Annotated in this window: 19 protein-coding genes and 1 pseudogene; 7 read left to right on the plus strand and 13 right to left on the minus strand. The window is 44.7% G+C overall.

Annotated features, from left to right (window positions below; all coding sequences use genetic code 11):
• Positions 1-63 precede the first annotated feature (63 nt).
• From J1C86_RS09495 to J1C86_RS09510, 4 genes are all read left to right on the plus strand, one after another.
• Positions 64-1,059: a PTS sugar transporter subunit IIB gene (locus tag J1C86_RS09495; RefSeq protein WP_002893577.1), complete on the plus strand. Its 996-nt coding sequence runs from the start codon at positions 64-66 to the stop codon at positions 1,057-1,059.
• A 44-nt stretch (positions 1,060-1,103) separates the two neighbouring features.
• Positions 1,104-1,910, plus strand: coding sequence for a PTS mannose/fructose/sorbose transporter subunit IIC (locus J1C86_RS09500; RefSeq protein WP_002893578.1), 807 nt, complete (start codon positions 1,104-1,106; stop codon positions 1,908-1,910).
• A gap of 18 nt (positions 1,911-1,928) precedes the next feature.
• Positions 1,929-2,870, plus strand: coding sequence for a PTS system mannose/fructose/sorbose family transporter subunit IID (locus J1C86_RS09505; protein ID WP_002893579.1), 942 nt, complete (start codon positions 1,929-1,931; stop codon positions 2,868-2,870).
• Between the two features lie 70 nt (positions 2,871-2,940).
• Positions 2,941-3,303, plus strand: coding sequence for a DUF956 family protein (locus tag J1C86_RS09510; RefSeq protein ID WP_002920098.1), 363 nt, complete (start codon positions 2,941-2,943; stop codon positions 3,301-3,303).
• 186 nt (positions 3,304-3,489) lie between these two features.
• Here the strand turns inward: J1C86_RS09510 and J1C86_RS09515 are convergent, their stop codons facing one another.
• From J1C86_RS09515 to J1C86_RS09525, 3 genes are read right to left on the minus strand one after another with little or no spacing between them, the layout of a single operon-like run.
• A complete protein-coding gene (locus J1C86_RS09515) occupies positions 3,490-4,122 on the minus strand; it encodes a GNAT family N-acetyltransferase (RefSeq protein WP_125405938.1) in 633 nt (210 codons plus the stop codon).
• Between the two features lie 13 nt (positions 4,123-4,135).
• Positions 4,136-4,714 carry an NAD(P)H-dependent oxidoreductase gene (locus J1C86_RS09520; protein ID WP_125405941.1) on the minus strand — a complete coding sequence of 193 codons (579 nt, stop codon included), beginning with the start codon at positions 4,712-4,714 and terminating at the stop codon, positions 4,136-4,138.
• Positions 4,707-5,264, minus strand: coding sequence for a TetR/AcrR family transcriptional regulator (locus J1C86_RS09525; RefSeq protein ID WP_125405944.1), 558 nt, complete (start codon positions 5,262-5,264; stop codon positions 4,707-4,709). Before J1C86_RS09525 ends, J1C86_RS09520 begins: the two co-directional genes overlap by 8 nt.
• 311 nt (positions 5,265-5,575) lie before the next feature.
• On the opposite strand from J1C86_RS09525, the gene serS reads away from it, so the two are divergent.
• Positions 5,576-6,853: a serine--tRNA ligase gene (gene serS / locus J1C86_RS09530; RefSeq protein ID WP_125408780.1), complete on the plus strand. Its 1,278-nt coding sequence runs from the start codon at positions 5,576-5,578 to the stop codon at positions 6,851-6,853.
• Positions 6,854-6,995: 142 nt separating this feature from the next.
• Here serS and tnpA read toward each other — a convergent pair.
• From tnpA to uvrA, 6 genes and pseudogenes are all read right to left on the minus strand, one after another.
• A pseudogene (tnpA, locus tag J1C86_RS09535) lies at positions 6,996-7,420 on the minus strand (IS200/IS605 family transposase).
• Between the two features lie 220 nt (positions 7,421-7,640).
• Positions 7,641-8,072, minus strand: a complete 432-nt coding sequence (gene nusB, locus J1C86_RS09540) for a transcription antitermination factor NusB (RefSeq protein WP_004188227.1) — start codon at positions 8,070-8,072, stop codon at positions 7,641-7,643.
• Complete coding sequence (locus tag J1C86_RS09545; protein ID WP_002896484.1) at positions 8,065-8,454, minus strand: Asp23/Gls24 family envelope stress response protein; 390 nt, start codon at positions 8,452-8,454, stop codon at positions 8,065-8,067. The genes nusB and J1C86_RS09545 overlap by 8 nt, the downstream gene beginning before the upstream one ends.
• Before the next feature lie 19 nt (positions 8,455-8,473).
• On the minus strand, positions 8,474-9,034 hold the full coding sequence (efp, locus tag J1C86_RS09550; protein WP_002910568.1) for an elongation factor P: 561 nt from the start codon (positions 9,032-9,034) through the stop codon (positions 8,474-8,476).
• A gap of 61 nt (positions 9,035-9,095) precedes the next feature.
• Complete coding sequence (locus J1C86_RS09555; RefSeq protein ID WP_125405950.1) at positions 9,096-10,157, minus strand: M24 family metallopeptidase; 1,062 nt, start codon at positions 10,155-10,157, stop codon at positions 9,096-9,098.
• A 154-nt stretch (positions 10,158-10,311) separates the two neighbouring features.
• The gene (uvrA, locus tag J1C86_RS09560; RefSeq protein ID WP_125405953.1) at positions 10,312-13,143 is read right to left on the minus strand and encodes an excinuclease ABC subunit UvrA; all 2,832 of its coding nucleotides are present in this window, start codon (positions 13,141-13,143) and stop codon (positions 10,312-10,314) included.
• Positions 13,144-13,271: 128 nt separating this feature from the next.
• Between uvrA and J1C86_RS09565 the strand changes: the two genes are divergently transcribed.
• Both J1C86_RS09565 and J1C86_RS09570 read left to right on the plus strand, forming a co-directional pair.
• Positions 13,272-14,216: a magnesium transporter CorA family protein gene (locus J1C86_RS09565; protein WP_032912532.1), complete on the plus strand. Its 945-nt coding sequence runs from the start codon at positions 13,272-13,274 to the stop codon at positions 14,214-14,216.
• Between the two features lie 18 nt (positions 14,217-14,234).
• Positions 14,235-14,906 (plus strand): DUF1129 domain-containing protein, encoded by a 672-nt coding sequence (locus tag J1C86_RS09570; RefSeq protein ID WP_125405956.1) that lies wholly within the window; start codon positions 14,235-14,237, stop codon positions 14,904-14,906.
• A gap of 109 nt (positions 14,907-15,015) precedes the next feature.
• Here J1C86_RS09570 and rpsR read toward each other — a convergent pair whose 3' ends face one another.
• The 4 genes from rpsR to hutI all read right to left on the minus strand — a co-directional run bounded on the left by rpsR (position 15,016) and on the right by hutI (position 17,532).
• Positions 15,016-15,255 (minus strand): 30S ribosomal protein S18, encoded by a 240-nt coding sequence (gene rpsR / locus J1C86_RS09575; protein ID WP_000068664.1) that lies wholly within the window; start codon positions 15,253-15,255, stop codon positions 15,016-15,018.
• Between the two features lie 36 nt (positions 15,256-15,291).
• Positions 15,292-15,786, minus strand: a complete 495-nt coding sequence (locus J1C86_RS09580) for a single-stranded DNA-binding protein (RefSeq protein ID WP_002919624.1) — start codon at positions 15,784-15,786, stop codon at positions 15,292-15,294.
• An 11-nt stretch (positions 15,787-15,797) separates the two neighbouring features.
• Positions 15,798-16,088, minus strand: coding sequence for a 30S ribosomal protein S6 (gene rpsF, locus J1C86_RS09585; RefSeq protein WP_002896497.1), 291 nt, complete (start codon positions 16,086-16,088; stop codon positions 15,798-15,800).
• Positions 16,089-16,266: 178 nt separating this feature from the next.
• Entirely contained in the window at positions 16,267-17,532 is a 1,266-nt protein-coding gene (hutI, locus tag J1C86_RS09590; RefSeq protein WP_125405959.1) for an imidazolonepropionase, read from the minus strand.
• Position 17,533: the final 1 nt, after the last annotated feature.

A 17,533-nucleotide genomic window follows, 5' to 3' on the forward strand; every position in this document is an offset into this window, starting at 1 on the left:
TAAACTTGCCTTAAAGTTTTCTTAAAACTTAAGTCAAACATTTTATAAGGAGGAATGTCAATAATGAGTATCGGAATCATTATTGCTAGCCACGGTGAATTTGCTGCTGGTATTCATCAATCAGGTTCTATGATTTTCGGTGAGCAGGAAAAAGTACAAGTTGTAACTTTCATGCCCAACGAAGGACCAGATGATCTCTATGCAAAGTTCAATGACGCTGTGGCTTCGTTTGATGCGGACGATGAAGTGTTGGTCTTGGCTGACCTTTGGAGTGGCTCTCCATTCAACCAAGCTAGCCGTGTCATGGGTGAAAATCCAGACCGCAAGTTCGCTATCATTACAGGCTTGAACCTGCCTATGCTGATTCAAGCTTATACAGAAAGGATGATGGATGCCAACGCCGGCGTTGAAGCTGTTGTTGCTAATATCATCAAAGAAGCCAAGGAAGGAGTCAAAGCTCTGCCTGAAGAGCTGAATCCTGCTGCTGAAGAAGCAAATGCTCCTGCCGCAGCTGCTCCAGTTGCCCAAGCAGCGATCCCTGAAGGGACTGTAATCGGTGATGGCAAGCTCAAAATCAACCTTGCCCGGATCGACACACGTTTGCTGCACGGTCAGGTAGCAACAGCTTGGACGCCAGATTCAAAAGCAGATCGTATTATCGTTGCTTCTGATTCAGTAGCTCAAGACGAACTTCGTAAAGAGTTGATTAAGCAAGCTGCACCAGGTAATGTCAAAGCCAATGTTGTCCCAATCGACAAATTGATTGCTGTTTCAAAAGACCCTCGCTTTGGCAACACTCATGCCTTGATTCTGTTTGAAACTCCTCAAGACGCCCTTCGTGCTGTTGAAGGCGGTGTGCCAATCAAGACCCTTAACGTTGGTTCTATGGCTCACTCAACTGGTAAAACGATGGTCAACAACGTACTGTCAATGGACAAGGAAGACGTTGCCACTTATGAAAAACTGCGCGACCTTGGCGTTGAATTCGACGTACGTAAAGTACCAAATGACTCTAAAAAAGATTTGTTTGATTTGATTAAGAAAGCCAACGTGCAGTAGAATCAAACGTTTTGCTTTTATTAATTTACGAAAGGATTTAGAACATGTCTATTATTTCTATGGTTTTAGTAGTCTTTGTTGCCTTCTTAGCTGGTCTAGAAGGTATCTTGGACCAATTCCAATTCCACCAACCGCTGGTTGCTTGTACCTTGATTGGACTGGTAACTGGTAATTTGGCTGCCGGTGTTATGCTGGGTGGCTCTCTCCAGCTGATCGCTCTTGGCTGGGCTAATATCGGAGCTGCTGTAGCACCTGATGCCGCCCTCGCTTCTGTTGCCGCTGCCATCATCATGGTACTGGGCGGAGACTTCTCAAGCAAAGGAATCGCTGTAGCACAAGGTGTTGCTATTCCACTTGCTGTTGCTGGTCTCTTCTTGACTATGATTGTCCGTACTTTGTCAGTCGGTTTGGTTCACGGTGCAGATGCTGCTGCGAAAAAAGGAGACATTAAAGGAGTTGAACGCGCTCACTTTATCGCTCTTTTCATGCAAGGAGCACGTATTGCTATCCCTGCAGCACTTCTTTTGATGATTCCTGCTGAGTCTGTTAAATCTGCTCTTGAAGCTATGCCAGCTTGGCTATCAGAAGGTATGCAAATCGGTGGTGGTATGGTCGTAGCCGTTGGTTATGCCATGGTTATCAACATGATGGCAACTCGTGAAGTATGGCCATTCTTCGCTATTGGTTTCGCTTTGGCTGCTGTCAGCGAACTCACTCTGATTGCCCTCGGTGCAATTGGTGTCGCTATTGCCCTCATCTACCTCGCTCTGTCTAAAAAAGGCGGAAATGGCGGTGGCGGAGCAACAGCTTCATCTAACGATCCAATCGGCGACATCCTGGAAGACTACTAAGAAAGGAGACACACTATCATGACAGAATTAAATACTGTAAAACCTGATGAGTCAGGAAAATTGACTCTTTCAAAGGCTGACCGTCAAAAAGTTTGGTGGCGTTCTACTTTCTTGCAAGGCTCTTGGAACTACGAACGTATGCAAAACTTGGGCTGGGCTTATTCACTGATTCCAGCTATTAAGAAGCTTTATACTAAAAAAGAAGATCAAGCTGCTGCTCTTGAGCGTCACTTGGAATTCTTCAACACTCACCCATATGTAGCAGCTCCAATCATCGGAGTTACACTTGCGCTTGAAGAAGAGAAAGCAAATGGTGCAGCAATTGACGATGCGGCTATTCAAGGGGTTAAAATCGGTATGATGGGACCTCTGGCTGGTATCGGAGACCCTGTCTTCTGGTTCACAGTTCGTCCTATCCTTGGAGCACTTGGTGCATCTCTTGCTTTGACTGGAAATATCATTGGGCCACTTATCTTCTTCTTAGCTTGGAATGCTATCCGGATGGCTTTCCTCTGGTACACACAAGAATTGGGCTACAAGGCTGGTTCTGAAATCACTAAAGACATGTCTGGTGGTATCCTCCAAGACATTACCAAAGGTGCTTCAATCCTAGGTATGTTTATCTTGGCTGTTCTGGTTGAGCGCTGGGTATCTATTAAGTTTGTCTTTAACGTATCATCTGTTAAGCTAGATGATAAAGCATATATCCATTGGGACAAATTGTCTAGTGGCTATAAGGGTATCCAAGAAGCCTTTGCTCAAGTAGGTCAAGGACTATCTCAAACCCCTGAAAAAGTTACAACTTTCCAACAAAACTTGGATTCCTTGATTCCTGGTTTGATGGGACTGCTTCTAACTTTCGCTTGTATGTGGTTGCTTAAGAAGAAAGTGTCCCCTATCACGATCATCATCGCCCTCTTCGTAGTTGGTGTACTAGCTCACGTTGCTGGTTTGATGTAATCAAAAAGAAGGTTTCGGCCTTCTTTTTATTGTGGTATAATAGCTATATTATTTAAAAGGGAGTTACTCTATGGCACAGTCACAAAACAAAACAGTTGAGTTTAATACCACTGGCGTTTCCTATCTTGGATTAGGCGGAAAGGTTGGGAAATTTTTAATCGGCGAGACAGCTCTGGAGTTTTATGCTGATGCCAACGTAGAAGATTATATTCAGCTGCCTTGGACTAGCATCACTACTATCGGTGCTAATGTTTCTGGTAAAAAAGTCAGCCGCCATTTTGAAATCTGGACTGACAAAGGAAAGTTTCTCTTTGCCTCCAAAGACTCTGGTAAGATACTCAAAATTGCACGAGAGCATATCGGCAACGACAAAGTCGTTAGATTGCCGACTCTGTTACAAAAAATTGCTGGAATCTTTAAGAAGAAAAAATAGGGTTGAAAAGTTTCAACCTTATTTTTTTATATTTCGACTACGACAAAAGCTGCTTGTACGACCAAAATGGAGCTAGCACAAAAAATTGGAAAGTGAATCAGTCTGAGAATGCACTATTTCAGCCCCCTTGAAATAATGGGATGAAGTAAGCTGATATTATCAATGCAAGACCGCATCATTAGATTTTCAAAAAGGATAAACATCAGCTAAATTTTTCTCGAAAGTCCATGTCTTGACACCTTCAACATCACGGACATCTAGCTGCTTAAATCCGTTCTTTTTGTAAAAACGACAGTTGCTTTCTGTATGAGTAATTAAAGTAATCCGCTGGCATTTTTCTTCTTTTGCAAGCAATTCAAGTCCCTTTGATATAAAAAGACCGCCAACTCCCTGTCCTTGATAATCAGGCAGCACACCCAGCAATTCAAGATAAAGAGTTGAAATACCCCTTTTTTTAGCTTCTTTACTGCCCTCCCCAAAGACTTTTTGAAAGGCTAAAAGCTGGGGAATATATTGCCACATCCTCCATGCTCCTGCCCGCAAAAAGGAAAGTATACCGACAGGATGGCTACCGAGCTTATGAATAGTAGCGACCGCCATAAGACACCCGTCCACTTCAGCAAGTAGGCAAATATGATGACGCATCGCTGCCTTAACCATAACTGCATGCAATCTATTTAGAAAATCAATATAAGACTGGCTGCTGCCAAAGAGAGGGCGGAATTTTTCTCTATAGACCTCATGCTCAGCAAAAGCAGCAGTTAAAACTGAGACTGCAGCAGCAAGATCCCTTTCATCTGCTCTTCTAAAACGAATCATGATAACTACCTCTTCAAATCTTTTCTGCTAATTTTTCTAAAAAAGCCTGCCGTTTTTCAGCTGTAGACTGAGAAATATTCCCGAAATTCAACCAACGGCGCTGTCTAGCACCGATAGACTTAAAGGTATGGCCCAACATGGCTTTCTTGACGACATCACCACAGAAATACTTAAGATAGAAAGTCGGTGCTGCTGAAGTAGTAATAGCCAATACCTCTTTAATATTGGTCAAACGACCAACTAACTGGCGAGTTTTCGTCTCCTCGTAAATCTTATTTTTCAAAAAGACCTTATCTTCAAAGCCCTTGACAATAGCTGGCATATCCGCCCACCAGATAGGAAAAATCATGATAAGGCGGTCACAGGACGCAAGAGCTTCCTGATATTTTAAAACCAGCGGGTCTAGTGCCTGACCTTTATTAAAAAGCGCTAGCTCTTCCTTGGTATAGACAGGATTAAAACCATCCACATAGAGATCGATCAGTTCATAGGTCTGACCTTTCTTCTCCAACAAGTCCTGAACCTGCTCTAAAATGGCATGGTTAAAGCTTTTATCATAGGGATGTGCATAAACAATGAGATTTTTACTCATATTTGTAACCTCCTAGTAAATCATTGAACATTGAGCGATAGACTTCCTCATCAAAAGGCTCCAAACCTTTGGCAATAAAATGCCCATAGCCTGTGATGAAGGTGTCCAGCTTGAGCAAAAGAATCTTTTTCTCTTTCTGACTCTCAATAGGCAGCTGATCCAGATAATCCACTGTCTTGTTCCCGATTTCCAGAAGCTCACCTTTCCGATAAGCCTCTGTCGCCACAGGGCTGAAAAAGAGAAAATCCATCATCTGACTGTTAGTCTTATATTCCGATAAAAGAAAGAGCCCTATCTGCCAAATGCAATCCAAAGGATCAGAGACTCCATCTAGATACTGCTCCTCTAAACTCTTAAGCTGCTTCTGGTTTTCCAAAAAACAGACCTGATAGTAAAGTTCCTCCTTGTTCTCAAAAGCCTTGTAAAAAGCACCGGTTGTAACTCCCAGCAAAGATGCCAGTTTCCTCAAGGGAATATTCTGATAGCCATACTCTCTAATAAGCTGGCTTGCTTTCTCAATCATACGGTCGCGCGTTGTTTGTTTTACCATAAGAACTCCTTTAGATAACTATGTTACCTTTATCTAAAGATAACATAGTTATCTTTTTCTGTCAAGATTTTTCCTATCCTAGGATTTACATTTTCCGGAAAATCCTGTATAATAGTCGAAACGGATAAGTACTATTGGGCACTTTTCAGAAAGTCTGCGGCGGCTGTGAGCAGATAGGGAGAAAATAGGAAATTCTACCGTTAGTTTTAAAAATGAATAATTAAGCAAGTGCACTTTTGTGAAGTTGGATGGAACCGCGGCTCTGCCGCTCCAACAGTTTCATAAAGTGCTTTTTATTTTTGGAGGTACCTATGTTAGATTTAAAACGCATCCGTACAGATTTTGATTCTGTCGCTGAAAAATTAGCTACGCGAGGTGTTGACACCGCTACCCTTAACCAAATGAAAACCATTGACAAAGAACGTCGGGATTTGTTAGTTAAGGTGGAAGAACTCAAGGCTGAGCGCAATACTGTTTCTGCTGAAATTGCCCAAGCTAAACGCAACAAAGAAAATACAGATGACAAGATTGCTGCTATGCAAAAACTCTCTGCTGAAGTCAAAACCCTAGACGCAACTTTGACTGAGCTGGACGCTAAGTTGACCGAGTTCACCACCACGTTGCCTAATATTCCACATGATAGTGTTCCTATCGGAGTAGATGAGGACGAAAACGTTGAAGTTCGTCGCTGGGGTACACCACGCCAATTTGACTTTGAAGCTAAAGCTCACTGGGATTTAGGTGAGGATTTGGACATCTTAGACTGGGAACGTGGGGCAAAAGTTACTGGTGCTCGCTTCCTCTTCTATAAGGGCTTAGGAGCTCGATTAGAGCGTGCCATCTACAACTTCATGCTGGACGAGCATGGCAAAGAAGGCTATACCGAAGTTATCACTCCTTACATGGTCAACCACGATTCTATGTTTGGGACTGGGCAATATCCTAAGTTCAAAGAAGATACCTTTGAGCTAAGCGATACCAACTTCGTTCTGATTCCGACTGCTGAAGTTCCACTGACCAACTATTATCGAGACGAAATTCTCGACGGAAAAGAATTGCCAATCTACTTCACCGCTATGAGCCCATCATTCCGCTCTGAAGCGGGCTCTGCTGGTCGTGACACGCGCGGTCTCATTCGTTTGCACCAATTCCACAAGGTTGAAATGGTGAAATTTGCCAAGCCAGAAGAATCATATGAAGAGCTAGAAAAGATGACTGCCAACGCTGAAAACATCCTGCAAAAGCTGAATCTGCCTTACCGCGTTGTAGCACTCTGTACTGGAGATATGGGATTCTCGGCCGCTAAGACCTACGACTTGGAGGTTTGGATTCCGGCTCAGAACACCTACCGTGAAATCTCTAGTTGCTCTAACACAGAAGATTTCCAAGCTCGTCGAGCACAAATCCGCTACCGTGACGAAGCAGATGGTAAGGTCAAACTCCTTCATACTCTCAACGGTTCTGGACTGGCTGTCGGACGCACAGTAGCAGCTATCTTAGAAAATTACCAAAACGAAGATGGCTCTGTGACTATCCCAGAAGTCCTGCGTCCATACATGGGTGGATTAGAAGTCATCGCGCCAAAATAATTCACCTCATCTAACAGATAGTTTGTACCAGGGATATAAGCCTAGCTCATATCAAAAGCCAGCACCAAAAGATGCTGGCTTTTACTTTGTTCAAGCTTCATTTCTCTTAACTCGTCACAAGCCTCTCAAAGAGGCGTTTGCATTACTTACCGCTACCCCTACTTAGATATTTACCTTCTTTCAAACTTAATCTATCCATTGCTATATTGTGCTTTTCCTGCTCTTGTATATCTTTCTTGATTGTGGCTTCGTTGAGTTCAACTGTACTCATGTAATAGCTTTCTGCTCAAAAATACCTTTTCTCAAATTTATACTTAGGATTGACATGTTTATAAAACATCACAAGAGCACTTTTACTTTTCAAGTAACCCATAAAATTTAAAACACCTATTTTTGATGGGATACTCATTAACATATATACATAATCCGGAATAAAGTACCCTTCTATAATTTCAACATCTTTATAAACACATAATAGGTGGAATATTCTACCTAAACCACTTCGATATTGATTATAGATCACTTTTCATATATATTTAAGTGTAAACATAATGTGATAGAACACATCCACTTTATATGTGATAAACTATGTACTTTTTGTGATTTTTCCTCCTTTCACTTTACAATTGGCTTGAACACCTTTATTGTATCGTGTCTGGAGTTTTTTGATATAATCCTTGATACGCAATCGCATAGTGGGTGATTTATTTGTCTTGCACCTAACGAAGTGAGACAAACTGAATGTCACAAATCAAAAAAAGCCAAGACACTTGTCTCGACCTTCATTTTATTCAACGATAAATTGACTCAAAATCCCATTGATGAACTTACTGGACTTTTCGTCAGAGAATTGCTTGGAAAGCTCAATGGCTTCGTTGACTGCTACCAACTGTGGCGTGTCAAACTCTGTAATCTCAAAGATACCCAGACGCAGGATATTTTTTTCGACCAGCGTCAAACGATCCACAGTCCAGCCCTTTTTGAGGTGCTGGGCAATTTTCTTATCCAAGTCGTCCTTGGACTGGACCACACCGGAGACCAGATTGAGCAAGAAGGCTGGAATATCAGCTTCCGTTGCTTTGTCAGCCCCTTCGTCCTTATCATAAGAATAGGCAAAGCGACAAGCTTCTACAAGATCCCCTTCATACTCTAGGCTCATCAGGGCCTGAAAAGCCCGCTGGCGCAGACCTCTTCTGGATTCCAACAGTATATCAGTCATTGAGGAAGTCCTCATCAAATAGATCTTTCAAGTCTGGCTTCGGTGCCTTTTCTGGAACAATGCCTGCCACATGGATATTGACCGCAGACAGCTCTACCTCAGCCATATCAAAAACAGCGCTTTTTACAGCTTTCTGGATTGCTACTGCAACAGTCGGAACGCTGACACCGTATTCCAAATACAGGTAGATATCTACAGTCACATCACCTGTCTCATCGGTATGAAGCGATACTCCGCGACCGAGGGAGCGCATGGAAAGACTGTCTGACATACTCTTATTTGCGAAGGAATAAACACCTTCTACCTTTGCCGTTGCAATGGCAATGATTTTTTCCAAAACACGTGGCGCAATGACGATTTCACCTAATTGTTCAGCTGCCATAGTTATTACCTCTTCTATATTATGCGCGAGAAACGTAAGTTCCTTCTGCAGTGTTGATGATTAATTTTTGTCCAACTTCGATGAAGTCTGGTACGTTGACAACAAGACCTGTCTCAAGTGTAGCTGGCTTACCAGATCCGGTAACAGTAGCTCCCTTGATAGACGGCTGAGTATCTGTTACGACCAATTCAACTGTTGTTGGTACTGTCACACCAATCACTTCTGTTCCGTAGAACTGGATTTTCACATCAGAGTTTTCAAGGATGAATTTCAATTCTTCTTCTACATTGACTACTGGAATTTCATATTGATCATAAGTCTCAGTATTCATGAAATAAGCAGTGTCATCCATTTTGTACAAGTATTGAGCTGGAACAGTTTCAATAATGGCTTGTTCAAATTTTTCTTCTGGACGGTAGCTGGTATCGAAGGTAGAGCCAGTACGAACATCGCGCAGTTTCATCCGCATAATCGTATTTCCCTTACCTGGCTTGTGGTGGCTCGCTTCCAAAACACGGATGAGTTTTCCATCAGCTGTTTCGAAGGTCATTCCAGCTTTCAGCTTACTTGCTTCAATCATTCTATATTACCTCTTTTTAAAATTATATTTCTACTTATTCTATCATAAAGCCTGATAATTCTCAAATAACAATCAACTCTTTCGGCGCAAGAGTTAGGACTTCGCAGCCTGTTTCTGTGATGAGGAGATCGTCTTCGATGCGGACACCGTATTTGCCGTCCAGATAGATACCCGGCTCATCAGTCAGGACCATGCCGGCCTCAATCGGCTCTTCTGACTTGCCAAAGTAAGGAATTTCATGGATATCCAGACCGATACCATGGCCAATCCCGTGGCTAAAGTAAGGACCGTAACCAGCATCGTTAATAATCTGGCGCGGAATCCGGTCAAAATCAATTCGGCTAAGCCCAGCCTTGGCTGCTTTTATCAGGGCTTGATTGCTGCGCAGGACAATATCATAAATCTCCCGCTCCTCATCCGTCACCTGCCCCACATGAACAGTCCGCGTCATATCACTGACATAGTGATTGTAGTAGCAGCCAAAGTCCATGGTCAGGGTTTCCCCTTTTTGAATGACCTTGTCACTAGCCACGCCATGCGGCATAGCAGAGCGGTAACCCGAAGCGATGATGAAGTCAAAAGAGGCGCCTGAAGCACCTAGCTGCCGCATACGGGTATCTAAAAAGTTCATAACAGCCAGTTCTGTCGTCTCACCAGGCCTGATAAAATCCAGCACGTCTAGGAAAGCTTGATCCGAAATCTGACAGGCCTTGCGAATGGTCGCGATTTCTTGCTCATCTTTAATCATGCGCAGATTTTCAATAAAGCCTGTCATGGGAACCGGCTCGTAGGCTGAGAAGACACTTTCCAGCATTTTGAAGTAGGCATAGGAAATCTCGTCCTCAAAGCCGATTTTTTGCAACTTGTCGTCCGCAATAATCTTGACAATCTCCCCAATCGCATCGCGCGTTTCGACAATATCAAAACCTTGGACAACTCCCTTGGCAATCAGCGTATAGCGCGCATCCGTCAGGAAAATCCGACGATTCTTGCTGATAAAAACTGTCGCTTCTGTCCCACTGAAGCCAGTCAAATAGTAAATATTTTTCAGATTGGTTACTAAAACAGCGTCACATTCTGTCTGAGCCAATGCTGCTTCAAACTTCTCAACTCTTGATAACATGAGCCACCTCCATGAAATAACTAAGCTTATTATATCAAAAAACCAGTCAAATAGGACATTTTTTTGACAAACCGTATCTAGGACTTAGATCCAACGAGCATTCTCCAACACGAAAAATCCCTGTTCTTTTCTAAAAAAACAGGAATTTGATGAATTATTTTACGTGCAGCTTGCCTTTCAAGTACTGGCCGGTATAGCTGGCTGGATTAGCAGCAACTTCTTCCGGTGTACCCGTCGCAATAATCGTACCGCCACCGACACCGCCTTCCGGTCCTAAATCGATGATATGGTCAGCTGTCTTGATGACATCCAGATTGTGCTCGATAACGAGGACTGTATTTCCATCGTCCACAAAGCGTGATAACACATGAAGGAGCTTGGCAATGTCTTCAGAATGCAGACCCGTGGTCGGCTCATCCAAGATATAGAAGGACTTACCAGTAGAGCGCTTGTGAAGCTCGCTGGCTAGCTTCATCCGCTGGGCTTCACCACCTGACAAAGTGGTGGCTGGCTGCCCCAGAGTCACATAGCCTAGTCCCACATCCTTGATGGTCTGGAGTTTGCGGGCAATCTTGGGAATGTGCTGGAAGAATTCTACCGCATCATTGACCGTCATGTCCAGAACCTGAGCGATATTCTTCTCCTTGTAGTGGACTTCTAGAGTCTCGCTATTATAGCGGGTACCGTGGCAGACCTCACAGGCTACATAGACGTCAGGCAGGAAGTGCATTTCAATCTTGATAATCCCATCACCCGAGCAGGCCTCACAGCGGCCGCCCTTGACATTAAAGCTGAAACGTCCCTTCTTGTAGCCGCGAATCTTGGCTTCGTTGGTCTTGGCAAACAGATCGCGAATATCGTCAAAGACTCCAGTATAGGTAGCCGGATTAGAGCGCGGTGTCCGACCAATCGGACTTTGGTCAATATCAATCAATCGATCCACATGCTCAATGCCGCTGATTTTCTTGAACTTACCTGGCTTGGCAGAATTGCGGTTGAGTTTTTGGGCGATGGCCTTTTTAAGGATAGAGTTGACCAGCGTTGACTTACCAGACCCAGAAACTCCTGTCACAGCGATAAATTTGCCCAAGGGGAATCTGGCCGTGATATTCTGCAGATTATTTTCCTGAGCCCCTTTCACTTCAATAAAGCGGCCATTGCCTACACGGCGTTCCAATGGTACTGGAATCTCGCGCTTACCTGACAGGTATTGGCCAGTGATGGATTTTTTGCTCTTAGCCACTTGCGCAGGAGTGCCTGCTGCGACGATTTCACCGCCGAAAACACCAGCTCCTGGTCCCACATCAATCAGCCAGTCAGCCTCCCGCATGGTATCCTCATCATGCTCAACTACGATGAGGGTATTGCCCAGGTCGCGCATCTTCTTGAGGCTGGCAATCAGGCGGTCATTGTCACGCTGGTGCAAGCCAATGGAGGGCTCGTCCAGAATATAAAGGACGCCGCTTAGGTTAGAACCAATCTGGGTCGCCAAGCGAATCCGCTGGCTTTCTCCTCCTGATAGAGTCCCAGCCGAGCGAGACAAAGTCAGGTAATTAAGACCAACGTTATTGAGGAAGGTCAGCCGGTCATGAATTTCTTTGAGAATAGGCCGCGCAATAGTAGCTTCATTGTCAGTCAGACTTAACTTCTCCAACTGTTCCAAATGATCTGCAATGGACAAGTCTGAAATCTCACCGATGTGCAAGCCATCTTCGCCGCCAACCTTGACAGACAAGGCCTGGGGACTGAGTCGATAACCATGACAAGCTGCACAAGTCAGCTCATTCATATAAGCCCGCATCTGCGTCCGAGTAAAATCACTATTGGTCTCATGGTAGCGGCGGTTGATATTGGTGACAACCCCCTCAAAAGGAATGTCAATATCGCGCACACCCCCAAATTCATTTTCATAGTGGAAATGAAACTCCCGCCCATCTGAGCCAAAGAAAATCAGCTGTTTTTCTTCCTCAGTCAGCTCCTCAAAAGGCTTATCCATATCAATGCCAAAAGCCGTCATGGCCTGCTCCAGCATCTGCGGATAGTAGTTGGAAGAGATGGGATTCCAAGGTGCTAGCGCTCCTTCGCGTAAGGTCTTGCTAGCTTCTGGCACAACCACATCTAGATCCACCTCCAGCTTAACCCCCAGACCATCACAGTCCGGACAGGAGCCAAAAGGCGCATTGAAAGAGAAGAGTCGTGGTTCTAGCTCTGGGACTGTAAAGCCGCAGACTGGACAGGCATAATGCTCCGAAAAGAGCAACTCCTCGCCGTCCATGGTGTCAATCACCACATACCCCTCAGCAATCCGCAGAGCAGCTTCGACCGAGTCAAAGAGGCGACTGCGCACCCCTTCCTTAATGACAATTCTGTCTACTACGACCTCAATATCATGTTGCTTGCTCTTGGACAGCTCTGGTACTTCCGTCACATCGTAAATATCGCCATCCACGCGCACACGGACATAACCGTCTTTCTGAATCTTATCAAAAACGGTCTTATGCTGGCCCTTTTTCTTGCGGATGACCGGCGCTAAAATCTGCAACCGCTGACGCTCTGGCAATTCCAAGACCTTGTCAACAATCTGCTCGACAGATGAAGCCGTAATAGCCCCATGACCGTTGATACAGTATGGCGTCCCAACACGAGCATAGAGCAGACGCAAGTAGTCATTGATTTCGGTTGCAGTTCCCACTGTTGAGCGAGGATTTTTACTGGTCGTCTTCTGGTCGATGGAAATAGCCGGGCTGAGACCATCAATCGAGTCCACATCCGGCTTTTCCATATTGCCCAAAAACTGCCGAGCATAGGCCGACAGACTCTCCACATAGCGGCGCTGCCCCTCAGCATAGAGGGTATCAAAAGCCAGACTGGACTTGCCCGAACCGGACAGCCCCGTCACCACGACTAGCTTGTCCCGCGGAATTTCTACATCAATATTTTTTAAATTATGAGCTCGCGCTCCATGAATCACAATTTTATCTTGCATTTTGACCTCGTTTCACTTATAAACCTTCTCCATTATAACAAATTTTTCTGCAAACTTTTGCCCCAAAAACCCGAATTTGTAGTATAATAGTACGGTATGCAAAAAACACTCTGGAAAGGAAAATGATTATGAAGCAAGTCTTTTTATCAACTACGACAGAATTCAAAGAGATTGATTCGCTCGAATCAGGCACCTGGATCAATCTTGTCAACCCTTCCCAGAGCGAATCAATTGAAATCGCCAACGCCTTTGGTATTGACATCGCCGACCTGCGAGCACCGCTCGATGCAGAAGAAATGTCCCGACTTACGATCGAGGATGAGTATACACTGATCATCGTTGACGTGCCCATCACTGAGGAGCGGAATAACCAGACTTACTATGTCACGATCCCCCTTGGTATTATCATCACGGAAGAGGCTATTATTACCACTTGTTTGGAAAAATTACCTCTGCTGGACATCTTCATTCACAGGCGCCTGCGCAACTTCTATACTTTTATGAAGTCACGTTTCATCTTTCAGATTCTCTACCACAATGCCGAGCTGTATCTGACAGCCCTGCGCTCCATTGACCGCAAGAGTGAGCAGATTGAAAGTCAACTGCACAAGTCCACGCGAAATGAAGAACTGATTGAGCTTATGGAGTTGGAAAAGACCATCGTCTATTTCAAAGCCTCCCTTAAGACAAATGAGCGCGTGATTAAGAAGCTGACCAGCTCCACTAGCAATATCAAGAAATACCTGGAAGATGAGGACTTACTGGAAGATACACTGATTGAAACCCAGCAGGCCATTGAGATGGCTGATATCTACGGCAACATCCTCCACAGTATGACAGAGACCTTTGCCTCTATCATTTCTAATAACCAGAACAATATCATGAAAGCCTTGGCTCTGGTGACCATCGTCATGTCCATCCCTACCATGATTTTCTCGGCCTATGGGATGAACTTCAAAAATAACGAATTGCCTCTCAACGGTGAGCCACATGCCTTCTGGATTATCATGTTCATCGCCTTTGCCATGAGTGCTTCGGTCATGGCCTACCTCATGCACAAAAAACTATTTTAGCCTTTAGAAAGAACGCCTATGTCACAAGTATCCCTCGACAAACTCAGCAAAAAAAACAAAGAATTTATCCATATCGCGACTAACCAGCTCCTACAAGACGGCAAATCCGATCAGGAAATCCAGACTATCTTAGAAGGCATTCTGCCGGAAATTCTGGAAAATCAAGCCAAGGGAATCACTGCCCGCGGCCTCTACGGAGCCCCAACTACTTGGGCAGCTTCTCTGACTGCAAAAGAGCGCTATGATGCCGAACATCCAAAAGAAAATGACGATCCTAAATGGATGATGCTGGACTCTGTTCTCTTCATCTTTGGTTTCTTTACCCTCCTGACCTCAATCGTCAATCTAGCTTCCTCTCAACTATCTGTCTATGGACTGACGACTCTCGTTCTTGGAAGCATCGTCGGTGGCCTTTCTTTCTATGCCCTCTACCACTTTATCTACCGTTTCTACGGACCAGACAAGGACCGCAGCCAGCGTCCTAAGCTACTCAAGTCCATCCTGACCATGGCAGCGGCTATTCTCCTCTGGAGCATGTCCATCGTATTGACCAGCCTCCTGCCCGAATTCCTCAATCCCCGCCTGTCCAATGTCGTAGTTGCTATTGTCGGTGCTATTACCCTAGCCCTTCGTTTCTATCTCAAAAAACGCTTCAACATCAAGAGCGCGACTATGGGACCGACGAGATAAGAAATCTTTAAATCAAATAATACTTAAAAAGACAGTTCAAATCAAACTGTCTTTTTATTATACAATTCTTCTATTATCTAAAAAATCCCTGCCGAGGCAGGGAATCTAATTAGTCTTCATTTACGAAAGGCATCAAAGCCATTACGCGAGCGCGTTTGATAGCTGTTGTTACTTTACGTTGGTTTTTAGCTGAAGTTCCTGTTACACGACGAGGAAGGATTTTCCCACGTTCTGAAACGAAACGGCTAAGAAGCTCAGTATCTTTGTAATCAACATATTCAATTTTGTTCGCTGCGATGTAATCAACTTTTTTACGGCGTTTGAATCCGCCACGACGTTGTTGAGCCATGTGTTTTCTCCTTTATATTATAGTTAGATTCAATCCTTAGAAAGGTAGATCGTCGTCTGAGATATCCATCGGGTTAGAATTGCCAAATGGGCTCTCATCACGAGAAAAGTTCGGTACTTGGTTAGATGAGTCTGCACTGCCATAACTTGGAGCAGAGCTGCCGCCGAAGCTGTTCCCACCGTAACCGCCAGATGACTGACCTTCACGGTTAGAGCGACTTTCCAAGAGTTGGAAAGTGTCCGCAACAACTTCTGTGACATAGACACGCTGGCCTTGCTGATTCTCGTAGTTACGCGTTTGAATACGACCTGTAATTCCGATTAGGGCTCCTTTTTTAGCCCAGTTTGCAAGATTTTCTGCCTGCTGACGCCAGATGACAACATTGATAAAGTCCGCTTCTCGCTCGCCACTTTGATTTTTAAAGTTGCGATTGACAGCCAGAGTAAATGTTGCGACCGCTTGGTTCTGCGGAGTATAGCGAAGCTCAGCATCACGGGTCATGCGACCCACCAGTACAACGTTATTAATCATAGTCTACCTTCTTAAGCGTCAAGTTTGACGATCATGTGACGAAGAATGTCAGCGTTGATTTTTGAAAGACGGTCAAACTCTTTAAGAGCTGCATCGTCGTTTGCTTCAACGTTAACGATGTGGTAAAGTCCTTCACGGAAATCTTGGATTTCGTATGCAAGACGACGTTTTTCCCAGTCTTTTGATTCAACAACAGTTGCACCATTGTCAGTCAAGATAGAGTCAAAGCGTGCTACCAAAGCGTTTTTAGCTTCTTCTTCAATGTTTGGACGAATAATATAAAGAATTTCGTATTTAGCCATTGATTTTTCCTCCTTTTGGTCTAATGACCCCAAGACTTTGCAAGGGGTAAGTGAGGTTTGCTCACAAATAACTATTATAGCAGACTTGCGGCAGAATGGCAAGGGAAAGTTTTGATATAAAGAAAACTCTCCCTGTCACCAGAGAGAGTCCGAAAAATACGATTCTTTTTTAGAGAGGCTAGACAATTCTACCTTGATCGACGACCAGTTTTCCAGCCTTGTAGACCTGATGGGTCAGATTGGTCGCAAAGAAATAAAGTGGATAGTCAATGTTCTTAGCGTCTAGGATGGTAATGTCCGCCTGCTTACCAGTATCAAAGCTGCCAATCTTATCTTGACGGTTAACTGAATAGGCCGCATTGATGGTTACAGCGTTAAGGACTTCTACTGGTGTCAGGCGCATCATAAAGCAGCCCAACTGCATGACGAACTGCAGGTTAGCTGTTGGACAAGAGCCTGGATTGCTGTCGGTGGTCAGGGTAATAGCCATACCAGCTTCCAGCATCTTGCGGGCTGGTGCATAGGTATCTTCCATCAGACTGAAGGTAGTTGCTGGCAGGAGATTACCGATAACCTTGGCTTCTGCCATCTTGCGAATGCCCTCATCGGTCGCTACCATCAAGTGCTCTGCACTCGTTGCTCCCAGTTCAGCCGCTACATCCACCCCGCCGATAGATTCGATTTCATCAGCATGGATACGAAGCTTGAAGCCCATTTCCTTAGCCTTAGAAAGCAAGTAGCGTGACTCGTCAGCTGTAAAGACGCCTTTTTCACAGAAAATATCACAAAACTCAGCTAGATTTTCTGCTTTTACCCGAGGCAGCATTTCCTCGACGATAAGCTCCAGATATTCCTGAGAGCGTCCCTTGTATTCTGGTGGAACGGCGTGGGCAGCCATGAAGGTCGAAACCAAATCAATATCGTGGTCACGGTCCAGAGCTCCAACAACATCCAGCTGGCGCTTCTCTGTTTCCCAGTCCAGACCATAGCCACTCTTGGCCTCGACAGTCGTCACCCCATGCAGCAGCATATAGTCCAGCAGCCTCTTGGACTTATTGTAGAGAGTATCAAAAGAAGCTTCTCGCGTCGCCCGGACTGTACTGAGAATACCGCCGCCTTGGGCAAGAATTTCCAGATAAGGGACCCCGGCTAATTTCTTGGCAAATTCATGCTCCCGGCTACCGCCGTAGACCAAGTGAGTGTGACAGTCGATCAAGCCAGGTGTAGCAATCTTGCCCTCATAAAACTGAATCTTAGTATCAGGTCCAACCAGACTGGCATCCGGCTCTCCGCTGCCAACTGCTAGGATTTTGCCGTCTTTGACTGCAATGTAGCCGTCTTCCAAAACCTGAGCTTCCTTCATCTCCTCGCCAAAAAGGGGATGTCCGAGGTCCTTGGGACAGAAGACTTGATTAAAGTGAGTTAATAGTAAATCAGCAGTCATG

Source organism: Streptococcus sanguinis (assembly GCF_050220005.1).
GTDB lineage: Bacteria > Bacillota > Bacilli > Lactobacillales > Streptococcaceae > Streptococcus > Streptococcus sanguinis_Z.

Coding starts and splice junctions, on each gene's coding strand:
- J1C86_RS09570 (WP_125405956.1), top strand. CDS start 14,235: ATGTCACAAGTATCCCTCGACAAACTCAGCAAAAAAAACAAAGAATTT.
- J1C86_RS09580 (WP_002919624.1), bottom strand. CDS start 15,786: ATGATTAATAACGTTGTACTGGTGGGTCGCATGACCCGTGATGCTGAG.
- uvrA (WP_125405953.1), bottom strand. CDS start 13,143: ATGCAAGATAAAATTGTGATTCATGGAGCGCGAGCTCATAATTTAAAA.
- J1C86_RS09495 (WP_002893577.1), top strand. CDS start 64: ATGAGTATCGGAATCATTATTGCTAGCCACGGTGAATTTGCTGCTGGT.
- J1C86_RS09525 (WP_125405944.1), bottom strand. CDS start 5,264: ATGGTAAAACAAACAACGCGCGACCGTATGATTGAGAAAGCAAGCCAG.
- J1C86_RS09505 (WP_002893579.1), top strand. CDS start 1,929: ATGACAGAATTAAATACTGTAAAACCTGATGAGTCAGGAAAATTGACT.
- J1C86_RS09520 (WP_125405941.1), bottom strand. CDS start 4,714: ATGAGTAAAAATCTCATTGTTTATGCACATCCCTATGATAAAAGCTTT.
- hutI (WP_125405959.1), bottom strand. CDS start 17,532: ATGACTGCTGATTTACTATTAACTCACTTTAATCAAGTCTTCTGTCCC.
- nusB (WP_004188227.1), bottom strand. CDS start 8,072: ATGACTGATATACTGTTGGAATCCAGAAGAGGTCTGCGCCAGCGGGCT.
- J1C86_RS09510 (WP_002920098.1), top strand. CDS start 2,941: ATGGCACAGTCACAAAACAAAACAGTTGAGTTTAATACCACTGGCGTT.
- J1C86_RS09515 (WP_125405938.1), bottom strand. CDS start 4,122: ATGATTCGTTTTAGAAGAGCAGATGAAAGGGATCTTGCTGCTGCAGTC.
- serS (WP_125408780.1), top strand. CDS start 5,576: ATGTTAGATTTAAAACGCATCCGTACAGATTTTGATTCTGTCGCTGAA.
- J1C86_RS09555 (WP_125405950.1), bottom strand. CDS start 10,157: ATGTTATCAAGAGTTGAGAAGTTTGAAGCAGCATTGGCTCAGACAGAA.
- efp (WP_002910568.1), bottom strand. CDS start 9,034: ATGATTGAAGCAAGTAAGCTGAAAGCTGGAATGACCTTCGAAACAGCT.
- J1C86_RS09545 (WP_002896484.1), bottom strand. CDS start 8,454: ATGGCAGCTGAACAATTAGGTGAAATCGTCATTGCGCCACGTGTTTTG.
- J1C86_RS09500 (WP_002893578.1), top strand. CDS start 1,104: ATGTCTATTATTTCTATGGTTTTAGTAGTCTTTGTTGCCTTCTTAGCT.
- rpsR (WP_000068664.1), bottom strand. CDS start 15,255: ATGGCTCAACAACGTCGTGGCGGATTCAAACGCCGTAAAAAAGTTGAT.
- rpsF (WP_002896497.1), bottom strand. CDS start 16,088: ATGGCTAAATACGAAATTCTTTATATTATTCGTCCAAACATTGAAGAA.
- J1C86_RS09565 (WP_032912532.1), top strand. CDS start 13,272: ATGAAGCAAGTCTTTTTATCAACTACGACAGAATTCAAAGAGATTGAT.